The sequence below is a fragment of the Streptomyces sp. NPDC060000 genome (assembly GCF_042737375.1).
Lineage (GTDB): Bacteria > Actinomycetota > Actinomycetes > Streptomycetales > Streptomycetaceae > Streptomyces.
This window is the reverse complement of record NZ_JBHWUU010000075.1, coordinates 28,650-49,103: the sequence shown is the minus strand read 5'-3', so window position 1 is coordinate 49,103 and position 20,454 is coordinate 28,650. Positions and strand designations below refer to the sequence as shown.

At 69.9% G+C, this 20,454-nt stretch carries 21 protein-coding genes and 2 pseudogenes; 7 read left to right on the top strand and 16 right to left on the bottom strand.

All coding sequences use genetic code 11. The features are described 5' to 3' along the window. Positions 1 to 338 precede the first annotated feature (338 nt). A complete protein-coding gene (locus tag ACFWBB_RS32560; RefSeq protein WP_385279551.1) occupies positions 339 to 767 on the bottom strand; it encodes an ATP-binding protein in 429 nt (142 codons plus the stop codon). Positions 768 to 986: 219 nt separating this feature from the next. On the opposite strand from ACFWBB_RS32560, the gene ACFWBB_RS32555 reads away from it, so the two are divergent. Beyond that, complete coding sequence (locus ACFWBB_RS32555; protein ID WP_385279548.1) at positions 987 to 1,352, top strand: STAS domain-containing protein; 366 nt, start codon at positions 987 to 989, stop codon at positions 1,350 to 1,352. A 441-nt stretch (positions 1,353 to 1,793) separates the two neighbouring features. Here the strand turns inward: ACFWBB_RS32555 and ACFWBB_RS32550 are convergent, their stop codons facing one another. Continuing rightward, the gene (locus ACFWBB_RS32550; RefSeq protein WP_385279545.1) at positions 1,794 to 2,312 is read right to left on the bottom strand and encodes an AAA family ATPase; all 519 of its coding nucleotides are present in this window, start codon (positions 2,310 to 2,312) and stop codon (positions 1,794 to 1,796) included. A 107-nt stretch (positions 2,313 to 2,419) separates the two neighbouring features. Next, a complete protein-coding gene (locus ACFWBB_RS32545) occupies positions 2,420 to 2,914 on the bottom strand; it encodes a DinB family protein (protein ID WP_385279560.1) in 495 nt (164 codons plus the stop codon). Positions 2,915 to 3,313: 399 nt separating this feature from the next. On the opposite strand from ACFWBB_RS32545, the gene ACFWBB_RS32540 reads away from it, so the two are divergent. Both ACFWBB_RS32540 and ACFWBB_RS32535 read left to right on the top strand, forming a co-directional pair. Beyond that, positions 3,314 to 3,811 carry an N-acetyltransferase gene (locus ACFWBB_RS32540; RefSeq protein WP_385279543.1) on the top strand — a complete coding sequence of 166 codons (498 nt, stop codon included), beginning with the start codon at positions 3,314 to 3,316 and terminating at the stop codon, positions 3,809 to 3,811. Between the two features lie 120 nt (positions 3,812 to 3,931). Then, positions 3,932 to 4,492, top strand: a pseudogene (locus ACFWBB_RS32535) (IS5 family transposase); the annotation flags it as partial. 110 nt (positions 4,493 to 4,602) lie between these two features. On the opposite strand, the gene ACFWBB_RS32530 reads toward ACFWBB_RS32535, so the two are convergent. After that, positions 4,603 to 5,175, bottom strand: a complete 573-nt coding sequence (locus ACFWBB_RS32530; protein ID WP_385279540.1) for a dihydrofolate reductase family protein — start codon at positions 5,173 to 5,175, stop codon at positions 4,603 to 4,605. 1,401 nt (positions 5,176 to 6,576) lie between these two features. Here ACFWBB_RS32530 and ACFWBB_RS32525 point away from each other — a divergent pair. Further along, complete coding sequence (locus tag ACFWBB_RS32525; RefSeq protein ID WP_385279537.1) at positions 6,577 to 7,920, top strand: CoA transferase; 1,344 nt, start codon at positions 6,577 to 6,579, stop codon at positions 7,918 to 7,920. 431 nt (positions 7,921 to 8,351) lie between these two features. Here ACFWBB_RS32525 and ACFWBB_RS32520 read toward each other — a convergent pair whose 3' ends face one another. The 7 genes from ACFWBB_RS32520 to ACFWBB_RS32490 form a co-directional block, all read right to left on the bottom strand. Next, the gene (locus ACFWBB_RS32520; protein WP_385279557.1) at positions 8,352 to 8,630 is read right to left on the bottom strand and encodes an ArsR/SmtB family transcription factor; all 279 of its coding nucleotides are present in this window, start codon (positions 8,628 to 8,630) and stop codon (positions 8,352 to 8,354) included. A gap of 139 nt (positions 8,631 to 8,769) precedes the next feature. Next, entirely contained in the window at positions 8,770 to 9,312 is a 543-nt protein-coding gene (locus ACFWBB_RS32515) for a GNAT family N-acetyltransferase (RefSeq protein ID WP_385279533.1), read from the bottom strand. 175 nt (positions 9,313 to 9,487) lie between these two features. Continuing rightward, entirely contained in the window at positions 9,488 to 10,480 is a 993-nt protein-coding gene (locus ACFWBB_RS32510; RefSeq protein WP_385279531.1) for a DMT family transporter, read from the bottom strand. Further along, positions 10,477 to 11,085: a TetR/AcrR family transcriptional regulator gene (locus tag ACFWBB_RS32505; protein ID WP_385279528.1), complete on the bottom strand. Its 609-nt coding sequence runs from the start codon at positions 11,083 to 11,085 to the stop codon at positions 10,477 to 10,479. Before ACFWBB_RS32505 ends, ACFWBB_RS32510 begins: the two co-directional genes overlap by 4 nt. An 83-nt stretch (positions 11,086 to 11,168) precedes the next feature. Beyond that, positions 11,169 to 12,092, bottom strand: a complete 924-nt coding sequence (locus ACFWBB_RS32500; RefSeq protein WP_385279525.1) for a CPBP family intramembrane glutamic endopeptidase — start codon at positions 12,090 to 12,092, stop codon at positions 11,169 to 11,171. A gap of 231 nt (positions 12,093 to 12,323) precedes the next feature. Further along, positions 12,324 to 13,046 (bottom strand): response regulator, encoded by a 723-nt coding sequence (locus ACFWBB_RS32495; protein ID WP_385279521.1) that lies wholly within the window; start codon positions 13,044 to 13,046, stop codon positions 12,324 to 12,326. A 92-nt stretch (positions 13,047 to 13,138) separates the two neighbouring features. Continuing rightward, a complete protein-coding gene (locus ACFWBB_RS32490) occupies positions 13,139 to 14,467 on the bottom strand; it encodes a sensor histidine kinase (RefSeq protein WP_385279517.1) in 1,329 nt (442 codons plus the stop codon). 308 nt (positions 14,468 to 14,775) lie between these two features. Between ACFWBB_RS32490 and ACFWBB_RS32485 the strand changes: the two genes are divergently transcribed. Next, a complete protein-coding gene (locus tag ACFWBB_RS32485; protein ID WP_385279514.1) occupies positions 14,776 to 15,249 on the top strand; it encodes a carboxymuconolactone decarboxylase family protein in 474 nt (157 codons plus the stop codon). 116 nt (positions 15,250 to 15,365) lie between these two features. On the opposite strand, the gene glpK is transcribed toward ACFWBB_RS32485, so the two are convergent. The 3 genes from glpK to ACFWBB_RS32470 form a co-directional block, all read right to left on the bottom strand. Further along, positions 15,366 to 16,883: a glycerol kinase GlpK gene (gene glpK, locus ACFWBB_RS32480; protein ID WP_385279511.1), complete on the bottom strand. Its 1,518-nt coding sequence runs from the start codon at positions 16,881 to 16,883 to the stop codon at positions 15,366 to 15,368. A 24-nt stretch (positions 16,884 to 16,907) separates the two neighbouring features. Beyond that, on the bottom strand, positions 16,908 to 17,753 hold the full coding sequence (locus ACFWBB_RS32475) for an MIP/aquaporin family protein (protein ID WP_385279508.1): 846 nt from the start codon (positions 17,751 to 17,753) through the stop codon (positions 16,908 to 16,910). Between the two features lie 304 nt (positions 17,754 to 18,057). Beyond that, positions 18,058 to 18,483: a DUF3592 domain-containing protein gene (locus tag ACFWBB_RS32470; protein ID WP_385279505.1), complete on the bottom strand. Its 426-nt coding sequence runs from the start codon at positions 18,481 to 18,483 to the stop codon at positions 18,058 to 18,060. Between the two features lie 107 nt (positions 18,484 to 18,590). Between ACFWBB_RS32470 and ACFWBB_RS32465 the strand changes: the two are divergent. Beyond that, positions 18,591 to 18,863: pseudogene (locus ACFWBB_RS32465) on the top strand (amino acid ABC transporter substrate-binding protein); the annotation flags it as partial. 38 nt (positions 18,864 to 18,901) lie between these two features. On the opposite strand, the gene lexA reads toward ACFWBB_RS32465, so the two are convergent. Beyond that, the gene (lexA, locus tag ACFWBB_RS32460) at positions 18,902 to 19,573 is read right to left on the bottom strand and encodes a transcriptional repressor LexA (RefSeq protein WP_385279502.1); all 672 of its coding nucleotides are present in this window, start codon (positions 19,571 to 19,573) and stop codon (positions 18,902 to 18,904) included. A 200-nt stretch (positions 19,574 to 19,773) separates the two neighbouring features. After that, positions 19,774 to 20,079 (bottom strand): LuxR C-terminal-related transcriptional regulator, encoded by a 306-nt coding sequence (locus tag ACFWBB_RS32455; protein WP_385279499.1) that lies wholly within the window; start codon positions 20,077 to 20,079, stop codon positions 19,774 to 19,776. Positions 20,080 to 20,183: 104 nt separating this feature from the next. Here ACFWBB_RS32455 and ACFWBB_RS32450 point away from each other — a divergent pair, with 104 nt between their 5' ends. Next, positions 20,184 to 20,312: a hypothetical protein gene (locus ACFWBB_RS32450; protein WP_385279496.1), complete on the top strand. Its 129-nt coding sequence runs from the start codon at positions 20,184 to 20,186 to the stop codon at positions 20,310 to 20,312. The last annotated feature ends 142 nt before the right edge of the window (positions 20,313 to 20,454 follow it).

Below are 20,454 nucleotides of genomic sequence, written 5' to 3'. Positions count from 1 at the left end.
CCGGTCCGGTCGTCAGTCCCGTCGCCGTCCTGCAACAACCCTGGCTTCGAAACTCCACCACCGCACCGTCCTGCGACTGCAACTGCGGTACTGCTCCCCGGCAGTTCGTGTCTGCCGGGCCCTGCGTCTCTCTGGGCTACGAGAGAAACCATAACCACGACACCGCCCAATGTCTACTCCAGCCAACATAGGTTTTCGGGTGCCGGGCAGTGAGGTGCGATCTCGAGCAGTGATAGAGGGCGGCACCGGTAGAGCCCACAGGAGGCCGAGGAGGGCTGACCGGGCCAACCGGAGACCGGTTGGCGCCCGCGTGACGGCTGGGAGCGCTGGCTGCTCTGCTACTGGGGACGGCGACCGGTGGCATGCCCGGCGGGGCCGTCGGACAGGGCGATGCGGGCCGTGATGCGCTTGCCGACAGGCTCCTGCTCGGTGAACAGTTCCTCGGTGACAGCCTTGACGATCTCCAGGCCGTGCTGGCCGACCCTGTCGGGATCGGCGGCCCGGGCAGCGGGCACGGTGGGGTCGCTGTCCCACACGACGACGTCCACGGCGCGGGCGTTGATGCGCAGTTCCAGCAGAACAGGGCCGGGCGCGTATTTGCAGGCGTTGGTGACCAGCTCGCTGACCACCAGCTGGGTGAGATCTCTCGCACGAGCGGTCGCGGACAGGTGATGGTCGACGTGGGCCTGGTCGAGGAAGGCGACGGCGTGGTGGCGGGCTTCGGCGATGCAGCCGTCGTCCCCGCTCAAGGCGTAGTCGGCCCGCATCACGTAAGCATTCGGCGCCCTACAACCGTCACCGTCGGCATGAGATCCCACGCGTTCGCCCTCACTCCCCCGTTCACGCGCCAGTACCCACGACGGCGTCATACATGCCACCAGGCGTGTCGTCCGGCACGGCTGCCTAGGTGCATGCCGCCGCAGCGGTGGGGCAGAATCGTCCGGGTACGCCCTGCGTGGACAAGCCTAGGCGCAGTCGAGGAGACGGTGAGCAACATCCAGAAGGAAGACCGGCCAGGCCGGCTCTCCATCCAGCCCGAAGTGGTCGACGGTGTGCTCGTCGTGACCGTGCACGGCGAGATCGACCACGACGTCAAAGACGTCCTCAGCCAGGCGCTGATGTCCGAGGACGGCACGACGCCGCCCCGGATCGTGGCGGACCTCAGCGGCGTGACCTTCATGGACTCCAGCGGGATCAACGTCTTCGTCACGGCCCACCGGCGCGTGAGCAGCGCTCAGGGGTGGCTGCGCATTGCCGGAGCCCAGGAGTCCGTCGTGCGTCTACTCCACCTGGTCGGTATCGACGAGGTCATTCCCTGCCACCCGACCATCGAGCAGGCCCTGAGCACCTGAGGCCCCGCCCGGGCCGACCCGTGGCGTCCTACTGAGGCGAGCGCCGCTGCACAGCCGCCTACACCCCCGGAACACCGTTGGACCGGTCGGCCGTCGCGTGGGAGTCGACCGCATGCCGCAGCTGGGCGTTCTCCTGCCGAAGGCGGGCTACCGTGTCGTCACGCGGCCCGGCAGGCACGGCCCGCTGCTTCGCGGGAGGTCTTGCTGACGGGGCTTCATATGGGGCGGGGCGCGGGCTGCCCCATACACCCGTCCCGGACGGCAACAACAAGATGCACCTCCGCTCGACACGAAGATCACACAGGGCATCAGGACTCTTCGGCGACCGCGGCTGCCTGAGCAAGCCGGAGTTGCGTTGCCAGATCAGGCGTCGACGCCGGCGTTCGCGCGACAAGCCGGTCGTTGTTGCCACCTGCGGCTGTTCCTGCCGACGAAGGGACCTCAACTCCCGACAGCCTCTGCGATCTGCAGGGCGGCCTGGGCGGGTGTGAGGTGCGTGGTGTCGACGACCTCGGCCTCGCCGTGTAGCCACGTGCGGGCCGCCTCGGCATAAGGCTCGAGGTACTTGAGGCGGAACGGGGAGGGGACGGGAGTGGCTCCCTCGATTCGCCTGCGGAGGGTGTCCTGGTCCGCATGGAGAACGAAGTGCTGCACCGGAATGGCGTGTTGGGCGAGGCCCGTGCTGATCTCGCGCCAGTACTGCTCGACCAGGACAGTCATGGGCATCACCAGAGTGCCGCCCGTGTAGTCGAGTACGCGGCGCGCGGTCTCGACGACGAGCTGTCGCCACGGTGGCCAGTGCTGGAAGTTGTCCGTCCCGGGCAGCCCCGGCGTGATGTCCATGAGTGTCTCGCCGACCTTCTCGGCATCGAACACCCGTGAATCCGGGATCAGTTGTTGCACGAACGCACTGGTCGTCGTCTTGCCTGCACCGTGAGTGCCATTGAGCCATACGATCATGAGACCCGACACTAGATGATCGATCCAAGGGGTTTGGTGGTCGTAGGGGTTCAGTGCTCGCATGACCGGTTGGTGGGTGCGATCGCACCTGATTCACCGTCCCCGCATCACCTCCCGATCGAGCCGTCGATCTGCTCGCGCAGGATGTCCGCGTGACCGGCGTGCCGGGCGGTCTCCTCGATCATGTGGACCAGCACCCAGCGCATCGACGGCGGCGGGGTCTCGCGCAGCGAACGGGCGCCGGGGCGGTCCAGGTCGGTGCAGGCGAGAGCGACCTCGTTGGCCCGGGCGACCGCCTCGCGATAGGCGTCCGCCAGGTTCGAGGCGGTGTCGTCGGCGGACACCGCAGCCTCGTCCTCCCAGCTCTCGCGGTCGGCGCCGGCGTAGGCCCAGACGAACCAGTTGAGCTCGACGGCCGTCAGGTGCTTGAGCAGTTGGAGCAGGCTGGTCCCGGAAGGGACACCGGCCGTGCGGACCGCCGGCTCCGGGACACCGGCCGCCTTCGCGAGGACGGACTCGCGCAGGTAGTCCAGGAAGGTCAGCAAGGTGGTCTTCTCGTCGGCGTTCAGGCCGGGAGGTCGAAGATCCGGGCGGGGCTCCATAGTCGTCATGGTGGAACCGTAGGTGATTGATTCAAGCCGTCAGTGGTCATATGCAGTCAGCGATCGCATGACGGGTTGCGTGGGCGGCTGTTGTGTCAGTCGTATCCCGCCCGCTCAACTTCCGGCACCGAAGCGCGAATTGATGGCGCACGCTCAAGGTTTACGGACACGAGACGTCCGCTCATGCGCGCTGTCGCCTCAGGTCACCGGCCTCGGGCCGAGGTCGATTCGACGCTGCCGTGGATCGAGATCACCGCCGGTGAGCTGGCTGCGGGCCAGTAATAGCAAGCCGGTGTGCGGCCGGCAGGCCGACGGTACCCCCCACCCGCCGTGTTCCGGGTCGGGGTCGGTGCGGCCACCTGGTTCGTCTCGTGCCGACCGGCTGTAACGTCGGACCTTATGAGTTGGCTGCCTGATGACTTCGTCCACCCCGTCCACGTGCCCGTGCCCGACACCACGGTTCACCTGCGGCCGATCCGGGAGGCGGACACCGACCTCGACTACCCCGCCGTGATGGCCTCGCGAGAACGCTTGTGGGAGATCTTCGGCCCGGCCTGGGCCTGGCCCAGGGAGACAATGACCTTTGAAGAGGACCGTATCGACTTGCTGCGGCACGAGAAGGAGATAGCCGCGCACCAGTCGTTCAACTACGCGCTGTTGAACGAGGAGGAGACGGCGATCCTCGGCTGCGTCTATATCGACCCGCCCGAACGCACCGGCTCCGACGGAGAGATCTCCTGGTGGGTGGTGGACGATCTCGTCGGCGGTGAGGTGGAACGCGCGCTCGACGCCCTGGTGCCGCGGTGGATCGCCGCCGACTGGCCCTTCCAGCAGCCCCGTTGTCTGGGCCGCGACATCACCTGGCAGGACTGGCTCGCCCTGCCGCGCGCCTCGTGACACTTCCGGGACGGTACCTGGATCGTCTCTTTGAAGATCGTCTGATGCCTACTGATCGTTTCAGAATGAAATACCCTGTGGGGCTTGGCAGTTGGGTGTTGTGTCGGCAGGATCCGTTGGGTGTCCGCTGATCTTGTGCCTGATGACTTGTGGGAGCGTGTGGCCCCGCTGCTGCCGGCTCGTGCGCCCAGGCGGTATCGGTATCCCGGGCGATTGCCTGCAGACGACCGCGCTGCGCTGCGCGGCATCGTCTACGTGCTGTGCAAGGGCGTGAGCTGGCGGGACGTTCCCGCGGAACAGGTCGGCTGCAGCGGCGTGACAGCCTGGCGGCGTCTGCGGGACTGGACCGAAGCGGGCGTCTGGCCGCGACTGCACGAGGTACTGCTGGCCGAGCTCCGGGCTGCGGGCCTGCTGGACATGGACGACGCCGCGATCGACGGCTCGCACGTCCGGGCGCTCAAGGGGGGCTCACACCGGACCTTCGCCGGTCGACCGGGCCCGGCCCGGCAGCAAACACCATCTGATTGTCGACCGCCACGGCACGCCCCTGGTCGTCTCGCTGACCAGCGGGAATCGTCACGATGTCACTCAGCCCGATGCCCCTGCTGGACGTCATCCCACCCCTCCGCGGTCTGCGCGGCCGACCAAGCAGTCGCCCCCCGACGGCTGTTCGCCGACCGCGACGCGCCCTCGATCTCCTACTCGAGCCTGGCCTCACTGACGCGGCGACGTGTACTCACGCACGCGGGTACGGTCGGTCGTATTCCGGGAGGCGGGTTGTCGGGGCCTGGTCAGCGGACGACGTCAAGGACGTTCAGCTGCAGGCCGTTGGTGTACACGCCGTGTTCGACGAGCTTGAGCTTCTGGGTGTCCTTGTCGGTGGCGGGGAACAGGCGCTTGCCGGCGCCGAGCAGCAGCGGGTAGACGAGCAGGTGGTAGCGGTCGATCAGACCGGCGTCGGCGAGGCTGTGGTTGAGGGCCACGCTGCCGTGGACGATGATGGGCCCGCCGTCAGTCTCCTTCAGGGCGACGACCTCCTCGAGGGAGCGCAGGATGGTGGTCTCGCCCCAGTTCGAGACGAGGTTGTCGTCGGTGAGGGTGGTGGAGACGACATACTTCGGCATGTTCTTGTAGTGGGCGAAATCTTTCATGTCCGGCCAGACCGGGCTGAACGCCTCGTAACTGGCCCGGCCCATGAGGATCGCGGTGGACTCCTGCTGCTCCCGCCCCTTGATGGCGAACGCCTCGGGGACGAACTCGACGTCCTTGAAAGTCCATCCGGAGTTGCGGTAGCCGGGTTCGCCGCCCGGGCCCTCCACGACGCCGTCGAGTGAGATGAAGGCGGAGCTGATCAGGGTACGCATGGTGGGTTCCTTGGTCTCTGGTGTGGCGCTTCTTGGTTGCTCACCGCTGCTTCGGATCACGTCCGAGGCGGTGGTCTCGTCGGGAAGGAGTAGTTGCGGGCCGTCCCCGGGGCGGCGGTGCGGCGCGTCAGCTTCCATTGCGGTCCCGCGACAGGCCTCGGCGGCGGCCACAGGGACAGGGACAGGGACGAGTATCCGGGCGCGTGTGCAATCCCCCGGCGGTACGGACCTCGCGCGGACCTCGATGTGTTCGTCGTCCGACCGGACCACCCGGCCGTTCAGGAGCGGCAGGGCGGCCGGCTCGGCGTGCGCCCGGGCGTCCAGGGCCATCGAGTGCGGAAGCGACACCCATGAACTCGTAGTTGACCTTCCGCCCGGCAGCGGCCGGGCGGCCGACATGCCCGGACGAGCCGGGTTTGGCCAGGTCGGCGAGGATCCGGGGCCGTATCGGGTTCCGGGGCACCTCGACCTCGGCAGGTTCTTCGATCAGAGCGACGTCCAGCACCGCTCCAGGATGGTGCCGACGATATAAATTGTCAAGACTAAAAATATTGTCGGTGCACGGCATGCCCTGCGGCCAAGGGTGCTCCCTGAGCGGTTGTCGAGCGGCTGGGTGCTGGTATCTGCCGGGTGAGGCCGACGTCCCGCCGGAAAGGGCGGCGGCAGACAGTGCCCGGAGACGATCAGGAGCACATTCCGGCGCAACTCGTGTTCATCACGGTGCCCCGGCGGGTGGGTACTGTCCGCTCGATATCCCGCCCACACCCGGCGGACGCGGTGGCCCCGTCGGAGATGACGCGGGCGGGCAAGCACATGCTGCGCGAGGAACCCTTCGCGCGAAACGCCGCCCCGGCCCGCCGCAAGGCGGCGGAGGCCCTGGCACAGGGGCTCCTGCCGACCGCGCCTTCCTTCGCCACTTCGTCGCCGCGGCGGGTCGTGCCCGCCCTCGGCGTGGTGCATCCGCCGCGCGGACGGGGCCTGAACAATCACCGCGACCGACCGAGTACGGAGCCGGAACGGCAAAGGAGACCGTCCACGCGTCCGTGGCGGCGGAGTTGGCGACATCGGCCGCGCAGGTGAGGCTTGAGGAAGCGCGTACGAGCGCACTGTCCAGGGGTGCCCAGGAGGGCGCCGGGACGGTCGGAAACCGCGCGGACGGTGCGTCCGACCAGCAGCCGCTCGCCTTCAAGGCGCGGCGGACGGCATGCGCGAGGTCGGCGGTCGTGGGTGTGGGCGCCAGGTCAGGGTCGACGACCAGCAGCGGCCGCTGCGGTCCGGCATCACCGTCCAGAAGGCCGGCGTCGGCAGGCCCGGCGGTCATGTCGGCGACAGTGGTCGCCTGGAAGGTCGGCGACGGGACTCGCCATGGTCGTGGCGACGCCCCTGGTCTACCATCCCCGCATGTCCGACCAGGCGCCCGGCAGCACGCCACGGGCCACCCGGCACCGGGGGCCGGACGGCACCGCGGCGCCCCCCGCGGGCCGGTCGCCCGTCGGTGACGAGTGGTCCGCACGTCTCTGGTCCAGGGCCGCTCCGTCCCGGATCGCCGAGGACTGGGCCCGCAGCGGCATCCCCGTCCTGACCGGCCACCCCGACGGACCGCCGCTGCTTCCCCCCGGCGGGGCAGCCACCTTCGCCTCCTGGCTGGCCGACCACATCGCCGCCGCCGGCGGGGCGAAACTCGACGGGGCGCGGCTGCTCGCCGAGCGGGCCGCGCTCAGCGGACGGGGACGCCGTGGACGGCTCTCGGTCGGCGGAAGTTGCCGTCTGCTGCCCACGAGGGACTGCTGGGCGGCCGTGTCCGACGCGCGCCCGGACGATCCCCTGCTGTGGAGCGCGCTGATCGGCCGGGATCTCGACGCCGAAGCGCTCCCCCGCCGACTGGCCGACTGGCTGACCGCGCACGACGGCGCGGAACTGGACGAGCGGGTCGAACTGCTCGGTCTCGCGGGCGGGGCGGTCAGGCCCCGCCCGGAGCGCGCCTGCCCGCTGCCGGGACCGCCACGGGACGTGACGGGCCTGCTGGTGGTCGACTTCAGCGCCCTGTGGGCGGGCCCGCTCTGCGCGTATCTGCTGGGTTCGGCGGGGGCCAGGGTGGTCAAGGTCGAGACCCCGTCCCGCCCGGACGGAGCCCGGTTCGGCGACTCCCCCTTCTACGACCTGCTGCACGCGGGCCACCACTCCGTCGTCCTCGACCCCGGCAACGCGCGGGGCCGCACCGCCCTGCACGAGCTGGTCGGCCGGGCGGACGTGGTGATCGAGGCCTCCCGGCCCCGCGCTCTGGCGGGGTTCGGACTCGACGCGGAGGCGGAGGCGGCCCGCGGCTGCACCTGGATCTCGATCACGGCGCACGGGCGCGCCTCGGTGCGGGTCGGCTTCGGCGACGACGTGGCCGCCTCCCGTGGACTCCTCGCCACGGACGCGGACGGGGACCCCGTGTTCGCCGGTGACGCCGTCGCCGACCCGCTCACCGGCCTGCTGGCCGCCGCCCTCGCCCTGTCCGAGCAGCCGGGTGGCGGCGGCGTGGTCCGGGACGTGTCCATGGCCGACGTGGTGTCCACCTGCCTCTCGGTGTCCGCCGGCGACGCCCGTCTCGTCCGGCGGGGCGACGACTGGCTGCTCGACACCGGCCGCGCCTCGTTCCCGGTGGCCGCGCCCCGCCCACGCCGTCCCGTCGCCGTCGCCTCGGCGACCGGCGCCGACACCGCGACCGTGCTGCGCAGCCTGGGAATCCGGTCGCCGTGACCGGGCTGTTGTCGCGGGACCCGGAGACGACGGCCCACGTCACTCCGTCCAAGTGCGGGGCGGGCTGGTCAGGACCTCGCACGGGTGCTCGCACCGGCACCGACGAGTGCGCCCGGGAGGAGCAGACCGACACGGCGGGCGGTGCGCTGCCACCTGGGCCGACAGACCATTCCCTCCCCTTGTCCGGCCGGCCTCGGCCGTCTCCTCAGGACGCCCGAGGTTCACACACCCACGTCGGACTTCATCGGTCAGTTGGGCGGCCTCGACGTCGTCCTCCGTCGAAAACGGCCGGTACGGCGGCCATGCATTCTCTTGCGGGAGGTCTCCGATCTCCGTGGTGTTCGAGCGCACGTTGTTGCAGTTCGGTCGGACCGGCCACCGCGACGGAACGCGTCGCGCCGACGCGTCAGCGCACAGTCACCCGGCGCCGCCTACGCCCCGTCGTCCCGCAGGAGCAGCGCGAGCAGCCCGGGAAAGCGCCCGTCGAACTCCTCGCGGCGCAGCCGGTTGACCCGCCTCGGGCCCTCGTCGCGCTGTTCACCCAGGCCGGCGCCGCGCAGCACCGAGAAGTGGTGACTCAGCGCGGCCTTGCCGACGGGTACGTCGAAGCTGCCGCAGCTGCGCGTCCAGTCGGCGGAGCCCGCCAGCTCGCGGATCAGCTTGATGCGCACGGGGTCGGAGACCGCGGACAGCGCTGTGAGCACGGACACCTCCTCGGGATCCGTGTGCACCGGCGCCGCGCGGTGACCACCGTCCGTCGCGCGGGGCAACGTCGTCGTCCTGGCTGTCGGACGTCGACGCCTAACGCGCGGTCCGCCCTCGAACCTCCGCGCCGGGCGTTGCGGCAGCCTAGCTCTTCGAGTCCGGCTTCCAGTCCTGGACCAGGAGTCCGAGCAGCACCTGGTCCAGGAACTCGCCCAGCACCCAGGCCGAGGAGCGCAGCACGCCCTCGCGGACGAAGCCGTTGCGCTCGGCCGACCGCAGCATCGCGGCGTTGTCCGACAGCGTCTCGATCTGCAGCCGCTGCAGGCCGCGCACCACGAAACCGTAGTGACACAGCACCGCGACCACGTCGGTGCCGTAGCCCTTGCCGCGGGAGGCCGGCAGCAGCCCCAGCCCGATATGAGCGAACCGGTTGTGGTTGTCGATGCCCCACAGCACCGCGGTACCGACCAGCGTGCCGCCCTCCAGCTCCACCACGGAGAACTGGACGTGCCCCTGTTCCTTCTCGTCCACCACGAGTCGCGGGTCCTTCGAGCCGGGCGTGATCGGTCGCCACGGCCCGCCTTCGGCCCGCGAGGAGTTGACGACGTCGTCGTAGAGTTCGGCCCGCAGGATCGGGATGTCGTCCTCGTGCCGGGCCCTGAGCCCGACCTTGCTGCCTCGTAGCATGCAAGCTTCCTATCCGGCCGGGCCGGCCGGTGGCAAACCAATAAGCGATCACGTCAGTCGGTATGACGGCGGTGGCGGACGAGTGGCGCCGATCTCGACCGCCCGCCGTGCAACTGCGCGTTTCCCGGACGGACTTGAGGCTGCCAGGCCGCGGAGCGGGATACGACCCGCGCGCTCAGTCGGCATGGCCGGCAACGCTGGTCAGGCTGTCGTGGGCCGCACGGTTTCGCACCTGTTCGCGTGGGCGGCGGTGGGCGGGTGTCGGGGCGGTGAGAACGGCGAGGCAGGCGATGACGAGGGCGATGCCCGCCCAGCCGGCGACGGGGAGGCGTTCGCCGACGACCAGGACGGCGAGGACGGCCGCGACCGCCGGTTCGAGCATGGACAAGGCGGTGGCGGTGCTGGCCGGTACGTGGGCGAGTCCCCAGCCGAACAGGACGTACCCGGCGAACATGGGGACGATCGCCATGTACGTGCCGACGGCGGCGTTGGACCAGGAGGCGACGAGCGGGGCTCCGGTGGCCAGTAGAACGGGCAGGAGGAGCAGGCCGCCGAGTCCGAAGACGGCGCCCATCGCCGCACGGGACGGGGTCCCACGGGTGATGAGCCGATGCGCGGCCCAGGAGTAGAGGGCGTAGGTCGCGGCGGCGACGAGGCCGAGGGCGACGCCGAGCAGCATGGCGGGAGTGGATGCCTGTTCCGTGCCGTCGGCGGCGTGGGCGGCTTCGGCCACGCACAACAGCGTGGTGCCGAGCAGACCGAGAGCGGCCGAGGCCGTCCAGCGACGGGTGAGGCGGCGGCCGTCCCTGACGCGTTCGACGAGGGCCGAGGCGAGCGGGGCGGTGCCGATCGACACCACGGTGCCCACGGCCACCCCGGCCAGGTGCATGGAGCTGTAGAACGCCAGGGGATAGACAGCCACCGAGGCCGCGCCGAGCAGCACTGTGCCGCGCTGGTCGCGCAGAGCGGCGGTGTTGCGGGCGATCTGCCCCGTTGCGGTGAGGGCCTGGAGGAGCCCGCCCAGGCCCATGGCGACGGCGCCGATGGCCAGCGGGCCCACGGCCGGAGCGAGAGTGGCCGCCGTGCCCGTTGTCCCCCACAGCACGGAGGCGGCCAGCACGCACAGCGCCCCGGCGCCTGCGGACCGGCCACGTTCGGTGCCTGTCACAGCCGGTCCAGCAGCGTGACGGCCATCGAGCGGGCGTGCTGGACACGCTCACCGTCGCCCTCCAGGCCGGCCCGGGCCATCGCGCCCTCCAGCAGGAAGGAGAGGTGCTCGGCCAGCGCACGAGCTGCTTCCGGCCGGCCGGGCAGCAGCTTCTCGAGGTGGTCGGCGATCAGGCGCTCCACCTCTTCCTTGTGGGCGCGGACCACGGCGCGTCCCTCGTCACCGGCCGGCAGTTCGGCGGCGGCGTTGAGCAGACCGCAGCCCCGGAAGCCGTGCTCGTAGGCGAACGCCGCGTGGTCGGCGTACGCGTCGAACACCGCCAGCACGCCCTCGCGGGGGCCTTGTGCCCGTTCCGAGCGGGCCCGGTACAGGCCGAGCCACTCCTCGTGCCGGGTGTCGAGATAGACCCGGACCAGATCGGCCTTGGAGGAGAAGTTGTTGTACAGGCTCATCTTCGCCACGCCGGCCTCTGCCGTGATCGTGTCGATGCCGGTCGCCGCCACGCCGTCCGCGTAGAAGCGGCGCGCTGCCACCTCCAGCAGCCGCTCCCGCGCCGGCCGCCGACGACCGCTTCCGCTTCCGCTTCCGCTTCCGGGCACGCTCATCACAACCAATCTAGGTAGGTAGGTCTACCTAGATTACGGGTCGAGGTCCAGGTTTTGGTGGGCCGGGTCTGCGGCCCCGGCGGTCAGGACCTTGCGGGCGTTCCCTCGGACCGGGCCTGTCGGCGGGTGTAGAGGCGGCCTCGACGCTTGGCCGTGCGCAGGAACATGACCGTGGGGATGGTGCAGACGAGGATGGCGAAGATGCTGGCCTCCGGACCGAAGCCGCCTCCGGTGATCGCGTCGGGGCCCGACAGCACGCCGTGCAGCAGGCCGACGGGCATGTCGTCGTTGCCGGAGACCGTGACACCGAAGATGCCGCTCAGGGCGAAGTTCCAGCCGAAGTGCAGGCCGATCGGCAGCCACAGGGTGCGGGTGGCCGCGTAGGCAGCGCCGAGCATCAGGCCGGCTTCGATGGCGATGGCGAGCGCGCCCCACACCGTGGCACCGGAGTTGACCAGATGGAGGGCTCCGAACAGCAGGCCCGAGAGCGCCAAGGCACCGCGCGTACCGGCGAGATCCTCGACGAGGCGGAAGACGATGCCGCGGAAGAGGAGTTCCTCGACGACCGCGATCCCCGCCATCATCCCGAAGACGGTCACCGCGCCGCCGACGGACACCCCGCCCTCCGTACTGTATCCGCCGAACAGGGCGATCAACGCGAGTGTCGCGACGAACATGCCGAGACCGACAGAGATGCCGGTGCGCAGGCCGGATTTGGCCTCGGTGTCGGCCAGTTCGGACGCGGGGCGCTGTTCGAGGATCCGTACCGCCGCCGCGTAGACCGTCAGGGCAAGGACCACGCTTGCCGCGCCGGCCAGCAGGGACAGCACCGGGTTGTCGCCCGCGACACCCCTCATTCCTGCGGCGACTCCCGTCACAAGGACGAACAGCACCACCATCACCCCCAGCCGCACCCCGGCCGGCCACACCCGCCGCGTCGGCTCGAACGGTGACTGTGAGAATTGGTGCTGCACCCACCGCGCTGCCTGCGCGTTCCAGAGCGACATGACATTCCTCCATGATCGACCGGCGGCCCGGCCGCCCCTGCATCGGAAGGAACGCTATGAGCAGAGGGTGCCCTGCAACGTCCCCCTGCGGTGGACGATCACGTGTAGCTCGCACGGGGGACAACGGATCACGCGCGCCACGAACGGCTGGTCATGCGCGGCGAGTTGGCCAGCGGGCGTCGAGACCAGCTCGTCGTACACCTCCTGGGCGGTGGGCTGCCGCCAGTTGCCTCAGCCCTGCGCGTCGACCAGGCCCATCCGGTGGGCGAACACGACAGCCTGGACGCGGTCACGCAGGTCGAGCTTGGTCAGGATGCGCGACACGTACGTCTTGACCGTCTCGCGGCTGAGGACCATCCGGTCGGCGATCTCGGCATTCGACAGCCCCTCGGCGATCAGTTTCAGCACCTCGGTCTCGCGAGGGGCGAGGGCGGCCACTGCCCCTGTCGCGGCGGGGTTTCGGGCCTCGGCCGGACGGATCCGGTCTGCGAACCTGCCGACCAACTGCCGGGTGACGGCGGGCGCCAGCAGGGACTCCCCCATGGCGATCGTACGGATGCCGTGCACCAGGTCGCGCGGCGGCGAGTCCTTGAGCAGGAACCCGCTCGCGCCGGCCCGCAGGGCCTCGTACACGTACTCGTCGAGGTTGAACGTGGTGACCACCAGGATCTTCACGGGGTCGGTGACGCCGGGTCCGGCCAGCAGCCGTGTCGCCTCGATACCGTCCAGCAGCGGCATCCGGATGTCCATCACCACCACGTCCGGGCGCAGCCGTCCCGCGGCCTCCACCGCCACGCGGCCGTCGGCGGCTTCTCCCACGACCTCCAGGTCCGGCTGCGCGGTGAAGATGGTGACGTAGCCGGTGCGTACGAGTTCCTGGTCCTCGCAGACCAGGACCCTGATCGGCCTCGCGGTACCGGTGTCCGCCGTTCGCACCACACCCGTGCCTGCCATCCTCACCCCACCCGTGCCTGCCATCCGCATTCCGCCCATGTCTGCCATCCGCATTCCGCCGGTGTCCGTCATTTTCATCCCACCGGTGTCTGTCATCGGGGTGCAGCCGAAGCCCGGCGGCCGTGCCTGCTGGAAGGTGTGCCGTGGGTTCCGGAGGGGATCCGGGCGCTGACGGTGAAGCCGCCGTCCGGGCGGGCGCCGGCCATCAGTTCGCCGCCGAACACGCCCACCCGCTCGCGCAGCCCGATCAGTCCGTGCCCGCCGCTCCGGCCCAGAGGACTGATCCTGGCGGCGGCCGGCTTGGCGGGCTTCCCCTCGGTGGTCACCCCGACCTCGATGCCGTCGTGCTCGTAGCGGACGGTGACCCGCGTCCGGTGGCCCGGCGCGTGCTTGAGGGCATTGGTCAGCGCCTCCTGCACCACACGGTATGCGGCGAGCTCCACGCCCGAGGCCATCGGCGGCTGCTCCCCCGTCTGCGTCAGTTCCACGGGCTGGCCCGTCGCCCGGATCTGCTCGACCAGGTCGCTCAGTCGGCCCGGTGCCGGTGCCGGTGCGCGGTCTGCTGCGGACGTCTCGCTCGGCCACCCGTCGGCTGCCGCGTCACCGGACGCCGTGCCGTCGGACGCCGTGCCGTCGGACGCCGTGCCGTCGGACGCCGTGCCGTCGGACGCCGTGCCGTCGGACGCCTTCAGTAAGCCCAGCAGATGCTGGAGGTCGGTCAGGGCGTGCCGGCCGGAGTCACTGATCGCGTCGAGTCCGCCGGCCACCCGGTCCGGTGCGTCGGCGAGCAGGAACTGAGCCGCGTCCGCCTGCACCACCATCGCGGTGACGTGGTGGGTCACCACGTCGTGCAACTCCCGGGCGATACGGGCCCGCTCCTGGGCCATCGCCGCTTCCACGCTGTGTCGACGGCGCTCTTCCTCTCCGGTCTGACGCGCGTGTACCGCCCGGCCCGCAGCCCAACAACAGGACAGCGCAAGGAGGATGAGGGAGAAGTCGGACGCCTGCTGAGGTGAGCCCCTGTGGTGCAGCCCGACGGCGAACAGCACGTACAGCCCGGTCGCCACAGCCGCCGACAGCGCGAGGCGCACACCGTCGACACGCTTGGCGTGCGCCCCCGCGCTGTACAGAGCGACGTACAGCCCCATGCTCGCGAACGTGGCGGGATAGGCCGCCAGTTGGTGGACCGCGAAGGCTCCGGCCACCAGGACGAGGCACACCCCGGGCCACCGTCGGCGCACCACCAGAGGCAGCCACAGGACGAGCACCACCAGGACGCCCGGCACGTCGTAGGGACGCTTCGCCAGGTCGCCGAATTCCGCACCGAGGGGGGCCGTCACGGGCGCGAACACCACAGGCGCCAGCCCGACCGTCAACACCCCGTCCCGCACCAGCACGCCCAGCGTCTCCCAGCGCGCCACGGCACCTCGAACGCCCTTCACCTGTGATGACGCCGTCGCTCCGAACACACGCCGAGCCTAGCCAACGGAGTACCACCGGCGCATCGCGACCAGGAGAACACGAGCTCGTGATGATCGGCCTGGCGTCCGCCATCACCGACGGGCTCCCATGGCACCGGCCGCCACTTCCTCGAACTGCCCATCACGGCGGCGGCCTCAAGGCGGCGTGAGACGCACGTCACTTCCATTCCGGCTCGTCTCTTTGTCACAACTCCACGGGACGCTCCGTCAGTGCTGTGCAAGCGTCACCGCAACAGGGAGAGATCACCATGGACGCCCGTTTCGACTTCTACACCAGCCCGGTCGCCGCCAAGTTCGCGAAGTACGTCAACTCCGCGGGCAAGGTCGTGTCGGACTCGGCCCTTCCGGCCGCGACCCAGGAACTGGTGAAGATCCGCGCCAGCCAGATCAACGGCTGCGGCTTCTGCACCGACATGCACACGAAGGACGCGGCGCATGCCGGGGAGACCCCGCAGCGCCTCCACCTCGTCGCGGCGTGGAGGGAGGCCAAGGTCTTCACCGACGCCGAGCGGGCCGCCCTGGAACTGACCGAACAGGGCACTCGCATCGCCGACGCCGCGGGCGGGGTCACCGACGAGGCATGGGCGAACGCCGCCAAGCACTTCGACGGTGAGCAGCTCGCCGCCCTGGTGTCCCTCATCGCCCTCATCAACGCCTACAACCGCTTGAACGTCATCGTCCAGCAGCCCGCCGGCGACTACCAGCCGGGGCAGTTCGGCTGACGCGGGAGGCACCCCACGGGCAGACACACGACCCGAGGTGAAGCACGGCACGGGCAGACCTACGGCACGGGCAAGCGCCGCCCGAACGTTCACGGGCGGCGCTTGCCGGCGTCGGGTTACTCGACCTTGGCCCAGTCGAGCGTGCGCTCCACCGCCTTCTTCCAGCCCGCGTATCCTTCCGTGCGCTGGCCCTCGGACCACTGGGGCTCCCAGCGCTTGGACTCCTGCCAGTGGGTGCGCAGTTCGTCGGTGTCGCGCCAGAAGCCGGTGGCCAGACCCGCCGCATAGGCGGCGCCGAGCGCGGTGGTCTCGGCGACGACCGGACGGCTGACCGGTACGCCGAGGACGTCGGCCTGGATCTGCATGCACAGGTCGTTGGCCGTGACGCCGCCGTCGACCTTGAGCACGTCCAGGTGGACTCCGGAGTCCTGCTCCATGGCCTCGACCACGTCGCGGCTCTGGTAGCAGATGGACTCCAGGGTCGCCCGGGCCAGGTGGCCGTTGTCGTTGTAGCGCGCCAGGCCGACGATCGCGCCACGGGCGTCGGAGCGCCAGTACGGAGCGAACAGGCCCGAGAAGGCCGGAACGAAGTACATCCCGCCGTTGTCCTCGACCGTGCGCGCCAGCGTCTCGCTCTCCGCCGCGTCGTTGATGATCTTCATTTGGTCGCGCAGCCACTGCACCGCGGACCCGGTGACGGCGATGGAGCCCTCCAGGGCGTAGATCGCCGGGCTGTCGCCGAACTGGTACGCCACGGTGGTGAGCAGGCCGTGCTGCGAACGGACCAGCTCCGTACCGGTGTTGAGGACCAGGAAGTTGCCCGTGCCGTAGGTGTTCTTGGCCTCACCCGGCGCATAGCAGACCTGTCCCACCGTGGCGGCCTGCTGGTCACCGAGCACCCCGGTGATGGGGATGGCGGCGCGCAGCGGCCGGGAGGTGCGGGTCACGCCGAACGCCTCGCGGTGGGAGGACGGGCTGATGGTGGGCAGCATCTGCCGGGGGATGCCGAAGAAGCCCAGCAGCTCGTCGTCCCAGGCGAGGGTCTCCAGGTCCATCAGCATGGTGCGGCTGGCGTTGGTCACGTCGGTGGCGTGGACACCCCCGTCGGGGCCGCCTGTCAGGTTCCACAGAACCCAGGCATCCGTGTTGCCGAAGAGGGCATGGCCCTGTTCCGCCGCCTCGCGGACGCCGTCGACGTTCTCCAGGATCCACTGGATCTTGCCGCCGGAGAAGTAGGTCGCCGGCGGCAGCCCCGCCTTGCGGCGGATGACGTCGCCCTTGCCCGAGCGCTCCAGGGCCGCAGCGATGGAGTCGGTGCGGGTGTCCTGCCAGACGATGGCATTGTAGTAGGGACGTCCGTTGCGCGGGTCCCACACCACGGTGGTCTCCCGCTGGTTGGTGATGCCGATCGCGGCCAGGTCCTCCGGGGAGAGGTTGCCGTGCCGCAGCGCGTTCTGCATCACCGAGTTGGTGCGCTCCCAGATCTCCACCGGGTCGTGCTCGACCCACCCCGAGCGCGGAAGGATCTGGGCGTGCTCCAGCTGGTGCTTCGCCACCTCGTTGCCGGAGTGGTCGAAGATCATGAATCGGGTGCTGGTGGTGCCTTGGTCCACCGCGCCCACGAAGTCAGCCATGGGTTGCCGCCTCTGCTGTGGGGGTCATTCCTCGGGGGCCGGGATGCGACCGGGAGGCTCCGGCTCAGCCGTCGGCAGGAGTCGGCCGACGAAGAGCTTGTACAGGAACGCTCCGAGCAGGCCGCCGATCAGCGGACCGACGATGGGCACCCAGAAGTAGAAATTCCCGTACTGATCTCGCCATGCTGTGCCGTAGCCCGTGACGAAGCTGGCCAGTCGTGGACCGAAGTCACGCGCCGGATTGATCGCGTACCCCGCGTTGGTGCCCCACGCCATGCCGATGGCCACGACGATCAGACCGACGATGAACGGGGCCAGGTTCGCGCCCGGCGGGGTGTTCAGCAGGTCCGTGACGGCCAGGATCAGCAGGAGCAGGATGGCGGTGCCGATGATCTGGTCACGGAACGCGCCCCACTCGTGGACCGGAAGGTTGGGATTGCCGTTGGCGGGGAGTGTGGAGAACACGCCCTGCGTCTTGATGGTGTGCCCGGGGTCGGCCTTCGCCAGTGCTTCGGTGTAGTTCCACCGCACGATGAGAGCCGCCACGAAGGCTCCGGCGGTCTGGGCCAGCGCGTAGGGCGCCACCTTGCTCCACGGGAAGCCCTTGAACGCGGCCAGGGCGACCGTCACCGCCGGATTCAGATGGGCGCCGCTCACTCGCGCCGCGACGTAGACGCCCAGCGTGACGCCCAGGCCCCAGGCCCAGGCGATGCTGTCGTGGTTTCCGAGTCCTCCTGGTGGCGTCGTGAGCGCTCCGCCGGCGACCACCTGGGCCACCACGCCGCAACCGAAGAGGATCAGAACCATGGTGCCGGCGAACTCGGCCGACATTTCGCCGACCAACCCGGACCTTTTCAATCGCTCAGCCATGGAAGCCCGCTTCCCGCCGGCGTGGAGCCGGCACAGTCGACTGCTCGAGGTCTCCCGTAGAACAGCATAGGGCGATCATGTACCAAGCGCACAAATGGGAGGATTTCCGCACTTCGCGGGCTCAGCCCGACGTCGGCACCGTCGGGCAAATCGGGCAGTAATTCACTGAGCGGGCTGCAATTCGCTGAACGGAACGGCTCGGATTTCCGATTCCCGATTCGATGCGGACCGACGTGCGCGGGACCGGCGCGCGCGGGATCGGCGTCGCTCGCTGCGGCGGGCTGCCGCACAGGAGCGGGGGCGGTCAGAGAGTGAGAAGTCGGACCAGCAACGCCAGCGACGTGCCCGCCGTGAGGAGTGATCCCACGATGGTGAACACCAGGTCGACCGTCGTGACGTCCCAGCCCTGGATCACAAACCGGCGGGGATTCTCCGAGTCGTAGCGGATTACGACAGAGGCACCCACGCGGTAGGCGCCCGCGATGGAACCGCGTCCGAACCTGGACGCGTACTCGCACTCGCGGCCGTCCCGAGCCGTCCAGGCAGCGACCGGGTAGTGGTAGGTGGCTCCTTCGTCGTCGCGCCTCATGTCGTGGCGGACGATCCACCCCTCAGCGGTGACACCCGTGCGTCGTAGTGCGCGGGCGCGGCGAAGTCCGTACACGCCGAAACCGAGGAAGACCGCGCCGATCACGAGCGGGATGAGCGAGAAGAGCCATTCGCGTTCCATGTGTGGTGCGACGCATCGACGACGCCGTCGGTTGCGTGTGGGACAGCTGGGGCATGTAGCTCTTGGGTATGAGCCTGGCCTACAGGGGAGACGCAGGTTGGGTGACCCTCCGCGAGCGGCTGGCCGCAGCGCCGTCCTTCGTCGCCTTCGAGGGCTACGACACGGTCACCGTTCTCGCCGATGTGCTGCGTCCGCTCGGCACGGACCGGGCGTGCACTGCCGCTTCCCGACCGCGCGGTGCCGTCGAAGACACCCGTGGGCAGATCCGGTTCTCCCGCACGCCGGGCATCAGCGTGTGGCAGTGGACTCGTACGCCGATGCAAGTCGCTGACCGAGATCCGGCGGAACCCGATCGCTTCCGGATCCTGCACGCCGGCTGAGCGGGCAGCGCGATGCGACGTCCATGTGGTCAGGACGCCTAGAGCAGGCGCAGGACACCGACGACCTTCCCGAGGATCTGTGCCTGGTCGCCGCGGATCGGTTCGTAGGCCGGGTTGCGGGGCATGAGCCACACCTGCCCGTCCTGTCGTCGCAGCACCTTGACGGTGGCCTCGTCGTCCAGGAGCGCGGCGACGATGTCCCCGTGATCCGCGCTGTCCTGGCGGCGAACGGTCACGATGTCGCCGTCGCAGATCGCCGCTTCGATCATGGAGTCGCCGGAGACCGCCAGGGCGAACAGATCACCGTCACCCACGACTTGGCGGGGCAGGGAGTAGACGTCCTCGACCATCTCCTCGGCGAGCAGCGGGGCGCCGGCGGCGATCCGCCCGACGAGCGGCACGTCCACCCGCATCTCGCTCCTGTTGCCCAGGTCGGGCGCCCACGAGGACCGCACCCGGTAGGCGCGCGGACGATGTGGGTCCCGGTAGATGATGCCCTTGCTCTCGAGGGCCATCAGCTGGTGGGCGACCGACGACGTGCTGGCGAGCTGCACGGCCTGGCCGATCTCCCGCATCGACGGTGGGTAGCCCCGTCGGTCGACCGACTCCGTGATGCAGCGGACAATGGCCGACTGGCGGCTCGTCAGCTCTCCTTCGGCCGCACGGGGGCCCGGCGGACGCCCCCGGCGGGCGGGCACGGCGTTCTCCATCCCGACACCTCCGTACAAGATCCTCGCGGAACGCGACCTTAACCCGCCATCCGGCTCAAATGGAACACCGTTTCGACTGAGTGGCCACGGAGAAACACGTCGGCCAGGAGGAACGCACACCCCGGATGTCACTTCCACGACGTCGTCATCAAGGTCTCGTGGTCGTCGTGATCGTCGTGATCGTCTTACCGCAGTCCGGGCTACGGCCGATCGGCGCCGCCGGTGGCGCTTGGCCGCGCCCTGGCGCTGACCAGGCCGGTCTCGTAGGCGAGGACGACCCCCTGGACACGGTCGCGGAGCTGGAGCTTGGCCAGGACGTTTGAGACGTGTGTCTTGGCGGTCGTCCGCGACAGGTACAGCCGGGCGGCGAGTTCGGTGTTGCTCAGGCCGTGGGCGAGCGGACGCGTTTCCTGGACGACCCGGTATGCGGCGAGGTCGATCCCGGCCGGGACGCCTCGCCGCGTGCCGGTCACGGTCGGCTCGACGGGCAGGCCGGAGACACGCACCCTGCCGACGAGGTCATCGAGCTGGTCGAGGCCCGGCGGGGGTGTCGTGTCGGCCGGGGGCGAGGACCGGCGGTGTCGTCACCGCGTTCATGGTGAGCAGTCCCATGGCATGCCGCAGTTCCGTCATGGCCGCGCGGCCGCCGGCCTCGATCGCGCGCCTGGTCGCCACCCGCGGCGTTCTCGACTCCCGCTTCGGGCGCCCGTTGCAGGTACAGGGCATGCCGTCCCGCTGACTTCTCGACGCGGGCCGCCGCGGGGGGGGGAGACACGTGGAAAATGGCGGGGTGCTTGACACTCTTTCAAACACCGTCGATCAAAAGGGCATTGACGATCGTATTCCGTCAGCGAAAGGGCGTACGCGCTCCGGCTCGCGGT